This window comes from Devosia sp. FJ2-5-3 (assembly GCF_029201545.1).
Lineage (GTDB): Bacteria > Pseudomonadota > Alphaproteobacteria > Rhizobiales > Devosiaceae > Devosia.
The window spans coordinates 1,027,793-1,040,198 of sequence record NZ_CP104007.1 but is presented as its reverse complement, the minus strand read 5'-3'; the positions used below and the strand labels follow the sequence as shown (position 1 = coordinate 1,040,198).

The 12,406-nt window shown below is 61.6% G+C and carries 12 protein-coding genes; 2 read left to right on the top strand and 10 right to left on the bottom strand.

All coding sequences use genetic code 11. The features are described 5' to 3' along the window. Nucleotides 1-51 precede the first annotated feature (51 nt). Nucleotides 52-303 carry a GlsB/YeaQ/YmgE family stress response membrane protein gene (locus tag N0P34_RS05010; protein ID WP_275605916.1) on the bottom strand — a complete coding sequence of 84 codons (252 nt, stop codon included), beginning with the start codon at nt 301-303 and terminating at the stop codon, nt 52-54. Nucleotides 304-630: 327 nt separating this feature from the next. On the opposite strand from N0P34_RS05010, the gene N0P34_RS05005 reads away from it, so the two are divergent. Further along, nucleotides 631-2,001, top strand: a complete 1,371-nt coding sequence (locus N0P34_RS05005) for an EAL domain-containing protein (RefSeq protein WP_275605915.1) — start codon at nt 631-633, stop codon at nt 1,999-2,001. Nucleotides 2,002-2,023: 22 nt separating this feature from the next. On the opposite strand, the gene N0P34_RS05000 is transcribed toward N0P34_RS05005, so the two are convergent. The 9 genes from N0P34_RS05000 to N0P34_RS04960 all read right to left on the bottom strand — a co-directional run bounded on the left by N0P34_RS05000 (nt 2,024) and on the right by N0P34_RS04960 (nt 10,912). Further along, complete coding sequence (locus tag N0P34_RS05000) at nt 2,024-2,806, bottom strand: ABC transporter ATP-binding protein (RefSeq protein ID WP_275605914.1); 783 nt, start codon at nt 2,804-2,806, stop codon at nt 2,024-2,026. Next, a complete protein-coding gene (locus tag N0P34_RS04995; RefSeq protein WP_275605913.1) occupies nt 2,803-3,816 on the bottom strand; it encodes a putative F420-0 ABC transporter permease subunit in 1,014 nt (337 codons plus the stop codon). The genes N0P34_RS05000 and N0P34_RS04995 overlap by 4 nt, the downstream gene beginning before the upstream one ends. Nucleotides 3,817-3,859: 43 nt before the next feature. Beyond that, nucleotides 3,860-4,792: a putative F420-0 ABC transporter substrate-binding protein gene (locus tag N0P34_RS04990; RefSeq protein ID WP_275605912.1), complete on the bottom strand. Its 933-nt coding sequence runs from the start codon at nt 4,790-4,792 to the stop codon at nt 3,860-3,862. A 5-nt stretch (nt 4,793-4,797) separates the two neighbouring features. Then, a complete protein-coding gene (gene cofE, locus N0P34_RS04985) occupies nt 4,798-5,622 on the bottom strand; it encodes a coenzyme F420-0:L-glutamate ligase (RefSeq protein WP_275605911.1) in 825 nt (274 codons plus the stop codon). After that, nucleotides 5,622-6,629 carry a glucose-6-phosphate dehydrogenase (coenzyme-F420) gene (gene fgd, locus N0P34_RS04980; RefSeq protein ID WP_275605910.1) on the bottom strand — a complete coding sequence of 336 codons (1,008 nt, stop codon included), beginning with the start codon at nt 6,627-6,629 and terminating at the stop codon, nt 5,622-5,624. The genes cofE and fgd overlap by 1 nt, the downstream gene beginning before the upstream one ends. 118 nt (nt 6,630-6,747) lie before the next feature. After that, nucleotides 6,748-7,749: a TIGR03842 family LLM class F420-dependent oxidoreductase gene (locus tag N0P34_RS04975; protein WP_275605909.1), complete on the bottom strand. Its 1,002-nt coding sequence runs from the start codon at nt 7,747-7,749 to the stop codon at nt 6,748-6,750. A 163-nt stretch (nt 7,750-7,912) separates the two neighbouring features. Next, complete coding sequence (locus tag N0P34_RS04970) at nt 7,913-8,554, bottom strand: ThuA domain-containing protein (protein ID WP_275605908.1); 642 nt, start codon at nt 8,552-8,554, stop codon at nt 7,913-7,915. A 20-nt stretch (nt 8,555-8,574) separates the two neighbouring features. Next, the gene (locus N0P34_RS04965; RefSeq protein WP_275605907.1) at nt 8,575-9,672 is read right to left on the bottom strand and encodes a Gfo/Idh/MocA family oxidoreductase; all 1,098 of its coding nucleotides are present in this window, start codon (nt 9,670-9,672) and stop codon (nt 8,575-8,577) included. Nucleotides 9,673-9,700: 28 nt separating this feature from the next. Further along, nucleotides 9,701-10,912: an ROK family transcriptional regulator gene (locus tag N0P34_RS04960; protein WP_275605906.1), complete on the bottom strand. Its 1,212-nt coding sequence runs from the start codon at nt 10,910-10,912 to the stop codon at nt 9,701-9,703. Between the two features lie 198 nt (nt 10,913-11,110). Here N0P34_RS04960 and N0P34_RS04955 point away from each other — a divergent pair, with 198 nt between their 5' ends. Next, nucleotides 11,111-12,406, top strand: coding sequence for an extracellular solute-binding protein (locus N0P34_RS04955; RefSeq protein ID WP_275605905.1), 1,296 nt, complete (start codon nt 11,111-11,113; stop codon nt 12,404-12,406).

Sequence of the window (12,406 nt, the reverse complement as noted above, 5' to 3'; positions counted from 1 at the left end):
CCGGCAGCTTCAATGCTGTCGGCCGCATTGTCTTGGGGCATTTAGACGTGCCTATCTTCGAACGGCCCTGACGATCGCAATGAGGATGCAAGCACCCACAAGGCCCGCGATCAGATAGCCGAACCAACCGCCGAACGAGATTCCGAGAATGCCGAACAGAAAGCTGGCGATGGCGGCGCCGACAATGCCCAATACGATATTGAGGAAAATCCCAGTATTGGTCTTCATGATGCTGGAAGCGATCCAGCCGGCGAGACCGCCGATAATGATCGCTGCGAGCCAACCAATGCCTGTTTCGTCCATACTGACCCCCATAAGGTTATGCCGGCCCGAGCGCCGGACCCAAGCTTAACGCCCGAAAACGTGATCTGGTTGCGTAGTCACTTTTCAGCGAGCGATCGAACCATGGATTTTGCCGAGAGTCGATCCACCCATCGTGATGCAGATATTCACGCCTCGCAGCAAGAGAGCCACTCTTCCCGGCAACCCGGCCAAGACTTTAACCGATCCTCAACCAGTTCATCCAAAACGAGGATTTGGTCCGAATCAGCCATCGTTGAACACGCATCTTTAGGACGCCATCGCTTATTGATCTCCCTATGGCTGGCATGGCGCCATGCCGGAGCATCCATGACCGACACCTTGCGAGCGTCGACGTCGGCGCTGAACAGCCAGCATTCAAGAAGACTTGTCGTTGCCTATCAATACGGCTCCCTGGCGCTTGTCGCGATTGGACTGGGCTGGGCCGTTGTCTTTGCCTCCATCGGCTGGTGGCCCGTCGTGGCGATGGACATTCTGCTCATTGCCATCGGCCTTCTCAGCTATCTCCTCATTCGTCGCGGACGCCTCAATATTGGGCTTCTCATCTCCCAGACGGCGCTGATCCTGCTGGCCGGAACTATTGGATTGCTTCTCGACGTGCCGAACGCCGAGGCGCCGCGCGTCTCTCATCTTTACCTGCTCGTCATCGCGGTACTGGGCTATCTCAACTACCGGCGCCAACCGTCGAGGGCGCAGTTCGCCCTGATCGTCATTGGGCTCCTGAGCTTCATCGCGCTGGCCAGCTCACCCCTGCCGACACCGATGGCCATGCCGGTTCCAGATTCCGTCCGGGTCATCGGCAGCTGGGTCAACACCATCATCGCCGTTTTGATGCTCTGCGCCTGTGTCTATGCGATGCAGGCCGAGTTTTCCCGGATGGGCGAGTTGAGCCGCGATCTGATGGCGGCCCTCTGGAACGACGAATTCCAGCTTGTCTACCAGCCCCAGGTCAATCGGGACCGCACGACGATCGGGGCAGAAGCCCTCCTCCGCTGGAACAGTCCACAGCGTGGAATGGTGTCCCCCGCCGACTTCATCCCCGAGGCCGAACGGTCCGGACTCATGGTCCGCATTGGCGGCTGGGTGCTGGAAAAAGGCTGCAGGACGCTGGCCGAATGGAACCGGCACCCCGATTTCAGCCACCTGACCCTGTCCGTCAATGTCAGCGCCAGACAGCTTCTGCACAAGGATTTCGAGCCCCTGGTGCGCAAGGTGCTTGCCTCCACCGGCGCCGACCCGCGCAGGCTCATCCTCGAGTTGACCGAGAGCGTGCTGATGACCGAGATGGAATTGGTCGTCGGCAAGCTCGAAGCCCTGCATGGGCTTGGCATTACCGTTTCCCTCGACGATTTCGGTACGGGATATTCGTCACTGGCCTATCTCCGCCGGCTGCCCATCCAGCAGCTCAAGATCGACCGCGGCTTTGTCCAGGACGCCGTCAAATCCGCCCGCAGCGCCTCTCTGGCCGAAAATGTCATCCGCATCGGCCGTGACCTTGGCCAGCACGTCCTTGCCGAGGGCGTCGAAACCGAGCAGCAACACGCCCTGTTGGCCAGCGCCGGCTGCGTGCAGTTCCAAGGATACCTCTACGGCAAACCGGTGACTTTGGCCGAGTTCGAACGCCGCATGGAAGACAAAACCCAAAGCCACGCAAGCACCGCCCTGCGGACGGCAGGCTAACGGACCGCATTGCGATTGACCGTCACCGGACAACGGTACCGTCAAAGACGATGACCGGACGCCCGCTCAGCGGATCCTCGATCCGTCGCGCCGCCACGCCATACACCTCGCCCAGAAGTTCGGTTGTCAGCACCGCATCGGGCATTCCCTCGGCCACGACATGGCCGGATTGCATCACCGCAAGCCGGTCGCAATAGCGCATGGCGAGGTTAAGATCGTGCAACGCGATGACGACCGTCGTTCCCGCAGCGGCAGTCCGCCGAAGAAGATCCAGGACCTCGATCTGGGCATGGATATCGAGATGGCTCGTCGGCTCGTCGAGAACCAGTAGCCGCGGCTGTTGGGCGAGGGCCCGCGCCAATTGCACTCTCTGCCGCTCTCCTCCTGAAAGCGTCGTATAAAGGCGCGGTGCGAGACCGGCCAACCCGACATCAGCCAGTGCCTGGCCGACGATCGCCTCCTCCCCGTCGGTCTGCTGCCAGATCGACTGGAACGGGATGCGGCCAAGCCCTACCACGTCGGCAACGGTCAGCCGCTCCTCGGTGCTGGCGGATTGCTCGACATAGGCACAAATTTGGGCCCGCTGGCGGCGCGGCATCGCCAAGAGGTCACTACCCTCGAACCGCGCAGAACCCGAAACGATGGGGCGAAGCCCCAGCAAACCTGACAACAGCGTCGATTTTCCGGCGCCATTCGGCCCCACCAGCCCGGTGATCGCCCCTGCGTCGGCACGAAGCGATGCGCCACCCACGATCGTCTTGCCACCTGCCTTCATGGTCAGGACGTCGACGATCAGCCCGTTCATGTGACGCGCCTGTAGCGCATCAGCACGAAGAAAAAGATCGGGGCCCCGACCAGCGCGGTGACGATCCCCACCGGCAATTCGCGCGGATCGAACAGGGTTCGCGCCGCCGTATCGGCCCACAGCATGACGATCGCGCCGACCACCATTGACCAGGGCAACAGCACACGGTGCCGCGCTCCAGTCGCCAGCCGTACCGCATGCGGCACGACAAGGCCGACAAAGCCGATGGCTCCGCCGATGGCGACCATGATGCCTGTGAGCAGCGCGGTAGCCACCAGCAATATCCAGCGCAGGCGGCTGACGTCGATGCCAAGGCTCGCTGCCGATACGTCCCCGAAAACGAAGGCATCAAGCGCACGAGCGGAGTAGAGGACAACCGGCGAACAGAGGGCCAATGCACCCGCCACCAGCGCCACATCGCTCCACAATGATCCGCTGAGCGAGCCCATGAGCCAGGCGAGAATTTCGCGATAGCTGTCGCCGGTCGAAGACCAGAAGATGAGAAAGGACGTAGCTGCAGAGGCCAGCGCGGAGATGCATATGCCGGAAAGAATGGCACGGGATGGCGTCGCTCCACCCAGAAGCTGCGCAATCCCAAGCGCCAGCCCCAGCGCAAAGAGCGCTCCGAAGAACGCACCGATGGGCATGAGCAGGGCCGCCCCGCTCAGCAACATCGTCACGGCCCCGAGCGCTGCGCCGGAAGAGAGCCCCAGGAGATAGGGGTCTGCCAGCGGATTGCGGGTCAACGCCTGCATCACCGCACCGGCGAGGGCCAACCCGGCCCCCACGCCGCTCGCGACCATGACGCGTGGCAGCCGCAATTCCCAGACAATCGCGTCGCGCAACCGGCTGACCGGGCTCTCCGGCACCAAACCGAGATGATGGAGAACGATGGACCAGGCTTCACCGGTCGAGATATCGGCAGGACCGAGCGTGACCGCAATCAGCGCACTGCAAATCAGCAGCGCGCAAAGAGCGACAAAGGAGGATAGCCGCAAGGGAGCCGTCATGATCACGACATATGGCGGAGACGCGAACCGCCGAGCCCCAGCCTCACTGCGAAAAATCCAGCGCCTGCAATTGCGCCGCCATGTCGACGACCGCGGGCACATTGCGCACGCCCGCCTCCCCCGCCGGGAATGGCACGACGAGATAACGTTGGTGGATCACCGCATCGAGTTCTCGCGTGATGGGGTTTTCGGCAAGGAGCTTTCGCTTCTGATCGGCCGAGTTCCACGCCGCATCGACCAGCACGACCACATCGGGATTGGCATCGACAATGGCTTCCCAGCTTGCCGCTATCCATCCGTCGTCGATATCGGCGAAAATGTTGCGCAGGCCCAAGGCCTCCATGATCATGCCCGGCGCATTGTTTCCGGCGCCCACATAGGGAGCCTTGGTGCCGGAAGAATACCAGACCGCACGCAGTCCGCGCGTGTCGGCGGGCGTCCCCGCCAGCAATTCACGTTGTTGGCCGACCAGAGTTTCGGCCGCCTCCGATACGTCGAAAATAGCGCCCATCTCCGCCATTTCGGCAAACAGACCTTCGAAATCGAGCTTGGGCGGCTTCACTGACCTGCAGGCCGCCGGGGCGACATAACTGGCGACGCCCAATTGCGCCAATGTCGCCCGCTCTCCCGCGCCATCGGCTGCAAAATTGCTTTCCCAGCCGCCATAGACGAGATCCGGCTCGGCCTCGAGAACCACCTCCTGGGACGGGAGTTTTTCCGACAGAACGGCGAGACCCTGTCCTGCGAACTCTTGGGGCACCGGGCCGTCCTGAAAGCCGACACCGACAATGCGTTCACCCAGCCCGAGGGCGAGGAGCAGTTCCGTGGCGGTAGACTTGATCGTCACCACCCGCTGCGGCGGGCCGTCGAACTGTACCGACAATCCGCAGTTTTCCACGATCAGGGGATAGTCCGTCGCCGCCTCCACGGCATGGCCAAAACCGAACAGCGCAATCAGGGTCACAAGGGTACGCATGGCTTTCAATCCTGCCGCTGCTTTGCGGCGGTGGTCGCGCGCTCCTCGGCCATCTCGGCCATGGCCGCCTGATAGCCCAGGCGATAAGCCTCCGCGGACCCAAAACGGAACATATCGTCGTCTCCGACACGGGTAAGACTGCGCGCGCCGGGAGCCTCGAGGTCGCGGACAAGCCGCCCAAGCCCGCGCACCACAGCCACGGGAATGCCGCTGGTCTTGCCCTTGACGAGATCGGCCGCCCCGGCGATTTCGTCGGCCACGACCGCCACGGTGACATGCAAGGGCCGCCCGTTGGCGTCGTTTGCCCCGCGCAGATCGTCGGTCAGTGTGAGCCCTGCCGCACCGATAGCCTGGTCCGTCTGCCCCACGCGCCAGGCTCGCCCGATCGTGTCGGTGATGATGACGCCGATATTGACCCCAAAACGCTGGCGCAGGCCCGCGCACAAAGCCCGTGCCGAATGATCCGGATCCGCCGGCAGGCGCAGCGCTACCCCTTCGGGAACATTGGACATGTCGATCCCGGCCGCCGCCATGATCAGCCCTTGCCGCGTTTCGACGATCTTCATGATCCCGCCCGGATGCACCCGCTCGGCCACGACGCGCACAGTGTCGTCCGCAATGGCCTTTTCGCGCTCGCTGGCCGGCACCTGCATGCCCTCGGCCTTGGAAACTATCTTGCTGGTGACCACGAGAATGTCGCCGTCGCGAAGAGTGCTTTCCGCGTCCGCACCTGCCGAGGCCTCGAGCGCATCCCCAATCAGTGCGACGAGGTCATCACCCGCCACGATTTCAGGAATGCCTTCCAACCCCCAGACAGAAAATCGAGGCATCACACCGCCCCCGTGATCGACCGCAGTCTGGGCAGGATATCCTTTGCGTAGAGGGAGAGGAACCGGCTTTGATCGGGGCCCGGCGCATGGAACACCAGATGGTCGAAGCCATAGTCGATATAGGTCTTGATGGCAGCGACATGCTCGTCCGGGTCGCTCGAGACGATCCATCGCTTGGCCACCCGCTCGATCGGCAGGGCCGCAGCCAACCGTTCCATCTCTGCCGGGTCCTCGACTGAGTGCTTTTCCTCGGCAGAAAGCGACAGCGCCGCCCAGTGTCGCGTATCGTTCAGCGCGCGCTCGGCATCAGTGTCGAACGACACCTTTACCTCGATCATGCGCTCGAACGGCTTCGCCTCCCGCCCCGACTCCGCCCGTCCTGTCGCGACATTGGGCAATAATTGATCGACATAAAGCTCTGCGCCCTTTCCCGACGTGCAGATGAACCCGTCGCCCTCGCGCCCGGCATATTTGGCGTTGAGAGGGCCGCCGGCAGCGATATAGATCGGCACGGGCTTATCCGGCTTGTCGTAGATCGTGGCGTTGACGGTCTTGTAATATTGACCCTCAAAGCTGACGCGATCCTCGGTCCACAACTGGCGAATGAGTTTAACGGCCTCGCGCAGGCGCGCCGACCGCTCCTTGAGCTCGGGCCATTCCATGCCGGTTGCCGGCACTTCGTTGAGCGACTCGCCGGTTCCAACGCCGAGGATGACTCGCCCGGGGAACATGGCGCCCAATGTGCCGAACGCATGCGCCACGACGGACGGGTGCAGCCGGAATGTCGGCGTCAGCACCGATGTGCCCAGCACCAGCCTCTCGGTCCGCGCCAGTACGGCCGCCATCCAGGCCGGCGCAAACGGGGCGTGACCGTCCGTGTGCTTCCAGGGCTGGAAATGATCGGAGACGAAGACCGAGTCAAAGCCCGCTTCTTCTGCCTTGATGGCAAACTGCATCAGCTTGCCCGGGGCGAATTGCTCGGCCGAAGCCTTGTACCCGAAGCGCATTTTCCAAGGTCTCCTCCGAAGCGCGGTGGGCTCCACCCCCACCTAACCTCCCCCTATCCAGGGGGAGGGACATATTCAGTTTGCCGCGGCCATCGTGAGCCACAGAATGCGTCCGCCCCTACCGAAACGCCGGGATCACATGCCGTCCGTAATTGGCGATGATTTCCTCTTCGTCGCCGCTATCGAGATAAATGTTGAACTGGGTCACGCCGGCCGCCTCGAGGTCGCGCACCTTGGCGATATGGTCTTCAGGCTCGCCGAGCACGCAAAAACTCTCCACCACATCGTCGGTGATGAAATCGAGATAGGGATTATCGGCCTGGCCGTGCTTGGAATAATCGTAACCCCGGCGCTTTTCGATATAGCTGGTCAGGCTCGCCGGCACCTTATCGCTGTCACTGCCGTATTTCTCGACGATGTCGGCGACATGATTGCCCACCATGGCCGGAAACCACTTTACCTTTTCGATGGCGCGCTTCTTGTCGCCAAAATAGGCCGGCGCAGCGGCCATGGAACGATAATTGGACATGTCCTTGCCCGCGGCTTTGCCGGCCTCGATGCACTGATCGGTAAACCATTTGCAAAGCCCCGGATCGGCAATCTGCAATACGACGCCATCGGCGTGCTCGCCGGCCGTCTTCAGCGCAAGCGGGCCATAGGCGGCAATCCAGCTCGGCATCTCGTGGCCGACGGCCCAGGGAAATTTCACCGCCGCCGGGATTTCGCCGTAACTGACTTCTTCGCCACGCACCATGGCCTTAGTCTTGTCGATGAAGTCGGCCACCCGCGCCAGTGTTGCCGGCTTCTTGCCCATGACGCGCATCGAGCTGTCGCCGCGCCCCACAGCCAGGTCGAACCGCCCGCCGCTCTGTTTGGAGAGCGAGCCAAAAGTGGAGGCGGCGACCGACCAATCACGCACATCGGGATTGGTCACCAGCGGCCCGAACCGCATGTCGGTGGTGTGCTCCATGCACATGGCGATGGCGGCATAGCAATCGCGCCACAAAATATGGCTGTCATAGAACCAGCAATAGGAAAAGCCGGCATATTCAGCCGCGCGGACCAGATAACGGGCGCGATCCGCCTCGATGAATCCCTTGAAGGTGATGCCGAATTCCATTGTTCCCCCGCTCTCCCCTCTCGGCCACAAATTTGACCAGACGATCAAATTTTTGATCTTGGCAGCGGTGATTGTCAACGGGGTATTCGCAGCACCGGGATACAATGCAAAGGGCGATCCAATTGGACCGCCCCGCTTGATCTTCTGTCTTGGTGCGGAGTTGCTACCGCGCTGCCCAGTTGAGTCCGCGCCGCAGGATGGTTCGCATCTGCGGCACTTCGAATTCCTTCGAGACATGGCCGAGCGAGGAATAGAACACCCGCCCCTTGCCGTGCTTGCGTTTCCACACCACGGGCATGGTCACCCCATCGATCCAATAGGCATGTTCGCCGGTGAATGTCGTGGTCGCCAACACCTCGTTGGATGGGTCCACATGCATGTAATATTGCTCGGAGGTGTAGGGGAAGCTCTCGATCCCCTCCATGATCGGATCGTCCGACCGGGTCACATCGACGCGATAGTCGATGACATTGCCGGGATGGGCCACCCACTGCCCCCCCACCATGAACTGATAGTCGACCGCATCGCGGAACGCGTCGCCCATACCGCCGTGATAGCCGCCAAGGCCCACACCGCCGGCTACTGCCGCTGTGAGGTTGGAAAGCTCTTCCTTCTCGATCTTGCTCATGGTGAAGATCGGCACGATCAGGCTGAGATCGTGAATGGTAGGATCGGCAAAGGCCTCGGTGGTATTTTCCACATAGACCTTGAAACCGTCCTCCTCGAGCATCGACTTGATGATTACGGCGCATTGCTCGGGCTCGTGCCCACTCCAGCCACCCCAGACGATCAGCGCCTCACGCATCTTTTTCTCCTCTACCATAACTATTGTAGCCGCCCCTCGCGCAATGATTGGGACAGTGGTGCCGGCCGTTCGACCGGCGTTGTGATCTCCACAACCTTGCCGCTCTCGGCAGAGCGCTGGAAAGCCTCCATCACCTCCAGCACATGCAAGGCCAGATCGCCATTGCAGCGATGCGGCCGGTTTTCGGCAACCGCATGAGCCATGTCCGCCAGCCCGATCGAGCGGTAATTGCCGTCGGCATAAGGCTGGTCGGTGTCGACATCAGCCCATTCGCCGCCCTTTTCGAGATATTGGATCTGACCACCGAAATGGTTCGGGTCGGGCACGATCAGCGTGCCTTCGGTCCCGTAGATTTCAAGCGGTACATGTTTGTGGCCGGCAACGTCAAAGCTCATCGTGACCTGCACCAGCGCGCCATTGGCAAACTGCAGGGTGCCCGACACATGGGTGGGCACATGAACAGGGATTACCTCGCCATTGCGCTCCTTGGCGGTGATCGTGCGGGTCGTACGCAGCATGGAGCCGAAGCCCGATACCCGTGCGACAGGGCCGAGCAGATTGACGAGATCGGTGATGTAATAGGGTCCCATATCGAGCATCGGGCCGCCGCCGGCTTCGTAATAAAAGCCTGGGCTTGGATGCCAGCGCTCGTGGCCTGGGCACATGAAATAGGCCGTGCCGCCGACCACCTGGCCGAGCTTGCCACTATCGACAATATGCCGGGCGCTCTGGTGCGATCCGCCAAGGAATGTATCGGGAGCCGAACCGACGCGCAGATTTTTCGCCTTGGCCGCCTCGATCAGTTTCTTGCCTTCGGCAAAGACGACACCGAGGGGCTTTTCCGAATAGACATTCTTGCCCGCTGCGATGGCACGCAGGCCGACCTCGACGTGAGCCTTGGGAATGGTCAGATTGAGAATGATCTCGATTTCCGGATCTTCGAAAATCGCATCCATCGACACAGCCTTGACGCCGAATTCTGCCGCGCGTGCTTCCGCTGCGGCCGGATTGAGGTCCGCTACGCCCTTTATGTCCAGAATGGGAAAGTTCTGTGCCGCCTTGAGATAAGCAGCTGAAATATTGCCTAGGCCAACTATACCGATGCCAACTTTGCGCATCACGATCTCCTCACCTAATTCCTTTGTCTCATGGATCCTTGCGGAGCGCCGGTCCGGTCGTGCTCCAAGGTGATCCATAAAGTTCACTCAGCGCCACGGCGGCCGCGCCGCGCGCCCAGACCTCGTCACCGGCCTCCTCGATGACGATCTGCGTCACCTCGCGCAGCGGTTCGGCCAGAGACCGCGCGAAAGAGGCCTGAAGCGGCTCGATCAGTCCCCGACCAAGCGCAAGGCTCGATCCGACAAGGATCACTCGCGGCGGCGCGAACAAGCCTGCAAGATTGGCAATGGCAATCCCCAATGCCTCGCCTGCCCGGCTCGCTGCTGCTGCAAACATGTCGTCGCCATCCGCCAGCAATCGGCGCACATGGCTCATCCCACGCCCGACGCGCATGGCTTCGCGAAGCCGCAAATCGGCATGCTCTCCGGACAATATGGCCTTCTCGCTGGCAATATCGGCGAGTTGCTCGGACTGGGCGGTCGAAACACCCATCATCATGTGTCCGAGATCGAGGCTCAATTCACGCGCACCCCGGAACAATTGCCCGTTATGCATCACGCCGAGACCCAGCGCGTCCTCCACCGAAACAAGCACGAAATCGTCGCAATCGCGCGCTCTTCCGAACCAGTGCTGGGCCATGGTTATGGCGTTGGCATCGCTCTCGGCAATGGTTGCCACGCCCAGACGTTCGGCCAGGAAGCTTGCCAGCGGCACGTCGCGATCGCGGAAAATCGAGCTCGACCGCACCCGCCCGGAGCCATGTTCGACGATCCCCGGAACAGCCAGCGCCACCGACGTCACATCCGCAAGACCAAGCCCCGCGTCGAGCACACAGCGGCGCACACCGTCTTCGACCAGATCGGCAAATACCGGCAGGGGCAGACGATCCACGCGTACCGGCAGCGTGAGGCTCGCAAGGATATCGCCCTGAAAATCGGTGACCACGAACACGAGGCCATTTGGCGCGATCTTGGCACCAACAACCCGCGCAGCCGAGGCGTTGAGGGTCAGCATGACGCGTGGCCGTCCGCGTCCGGCTCCATCGCGCAGATCACCCTCGTGTCGAGGCGTGATCAGCGCATCGTCGAGCAGCGACGCGGTGATGGCGGAAATCGTCGTGGCCGACAATTGCGTACGCTCGCCGATCTCCACACGGGAAATCGAGCCGGCACGCCGGATCGTATCGAGCACATGGAACCGATTGATCGCACGCATCAATTCGGGATCGGCTGTCTTCATGCCAAAGCCCCGTACCTCCCACCGCTCATTTTATCAGCATGGCGGATTAATTACTGGCTTATTGGCACATCCGACCGACCTCACACAAGGGGTTGAGCGAGCAAAACGCTCGCAATTACTCCACCCCCTTGACAGTTTCTCAGCAAAGCGCACTAATTAATTTGCAATCAGGACAAAAATGTCCGGTGGGAGGACTACATGAACACTATTATTGGCCGCCTTGCGCGGCATAGGCTAGCTATTGCCCTCAGCGCTGTTGCCTTGATGGCCGGAGTTTCTTCGGCCTCGGCACAATCTGTCATCAAATGGCTGCACCTGGAGACCAACGCTGGCCGCCTCGCGACCTGGCAGGAAATCGCCGCCGCCTATGAAGCGGAGCACCCTGACGTCAAGATCGAATTCCAGTTCCTAGAAAACGAAGCCTACAAGGCCAAGTTGCCGACGCTGCTTCAGTCGAGCGAAGCGCCGTCCATGTTCTACACCTGGGCCGGCGGCGTGCTCGAAGCCCAGATTGCCACGGGCGCTCTCCGCGACATCACCCCTGCCATGGACGCCGATAACGGCGCGTGGCGCAATTCCATCAACAAGGCTGCCGTCGACGGCATGACCTTTGATGGCAAGGTCTGGGCCGCTCCGGTTCAGTCCGGCGTCGTCTCTTTCTTCTACAACAAGGAACTCTTCGATCAGGCCGGCGTCGATGGCACGGCCATCGCGACCTGGGACGACTTCCTCGAGGCGGTCAATACCCTCAAGGCGGCCGGGATCAACCCCATCGCTGGCGGTGGTGGCGATAAATGGCCGCTGCATTTCTACTGGTCCTACCTGGCCATGCGCGAAGTCGGCCAGGACGGCTTTGCGGCAGCCAAGGGCGGCGAAGGTTTTGCCGGCGAAGGCTTTGTCCGCGCCAGCGAAAAGCTCATCGAACTGGGCGCGCTCGAACCCTTCCAGCCCGGCTATCTTGGCGCCACCTGGCCCGATGCGATGGCAACTTTTGCCGATGGCCGTGCAGCCATCGTGCTGGGCTTCGAAAACACCGCAACGCCCACCATCCAAGGCGGCGCGGCAACAGATGGCAAGGGACTTGAGCAGAGCAACATTGGCCGGTTCCCGTTCCCCGTCGTTGAAGGTGCTCCGGGCCTGATCACCGACGATTTCGGCGGCATCAACGGCTGGGTCGTCACAGCCAATGCGCCACCCGAGACTGAAGAATTTCTCAAATTCTTCACCAACCCTGAAAACCAGGCAATCGTAGCCGAACGCAACGCCATTCTTCCCACCACGATCGGTGCAGAAGTCGGCGTCAAGGATCCGTCCATGGCAGAGGCCGCGGCCCAGAAGGCCAAGGCCACCTGGCACCAGAACTACCTCGACCAGGATCTGGGTCCCAATGTGGGCCGCGTGGTCAACGACATGTCCGCCGAACTGGCCGCCGGCCAGATCTCCGCGGAAGATGCCGTCCAGCAGATCCAGGACGCCTTCTCGCTCGAGATGTAG

Coding starts and splice junctions, on each gene's coding strand:
- N0P34_RS05010 (WP_275605916.1), bottom strand. CDS start 303: ATGGACGAAACAGGCATTGGTTGGCTCGCAGCGATCATTATCGGCGGT.
- N0P34_RS05005 (WP_275605915.1), top strand. CDS start 631: ATGACCGACACCTTGCGAGCGTCGACGTCGGCGCTGAACAGCCAGCAT.
- N0P34_RS05000 (WP_275605914.1), bottom strand. CDS start 2,806: ATGAACGGGCTGATCGTCGACGTCCTGACCATGAAGGCAGGTGGCAAG.
- N0P34_RS04995 (WP_275605913.1), bottom strand. CDS start 3,816: ATGACGGCTCCCTTGCGGCTATCCTCCTTTGTCGCTCTTTGCGCGCTG.
- N0P34_RS04990 (WP_275605912.1), bottom strand. CDS start 4,792: ATGCGTACCCTTGTGACCCTGATTGCGCTGTTCGGTTTTGGCCATGCC.
- cofE (WP_275605911.1), bottom strand. CDS start 5,622: ATGCCTCGATTTTCTGTCTGGGGGTTGGAAGGCATTCCTGAAATCGTG.
- fgd (WP_275605910.1), bottom strand. CDS start 6,629: ATGCGCTTCGGGTACAAGGCTTCGGCCGAGCAATTCGCCCCGGGCAAG.
- N0P34_RS04975 (WP_275605909.1), bottom strand. CDS start 7,749: ATGGAATTCGGCATCACCTTCAAGGGATTCATCGAGGCGGATCGCGCC.
- N0P34_RS04970 (WP_275605908.1), bottom strand. CDS start 8,554: ATGCGTGAGGCGCTGATCGTCTGGGGTGGCTGGAGTGGGCACGAGCCC.
- N0P34_RS04965 (WP_275605907.1), bottom strand. CDS start 9,672: ATGCGCAAAGTTGGCATCGGTATAGTTGGCCTAGGCAATATTTCAGCT.
- N0P34_RS04960 (WP_275605906.1), bottom strand. CDS start 10,912: ATGAAGACAGCCGATCCCGAATTGATGCGTGCGATCAATCGGTTCCAT.
- N0P34_RS04955 (WP_275605905.1), top strand. CDS start 11,111: ATGAACACTATTATTGGCCGCCTTGCGCGGCATAGGCTAGCTATTGCC.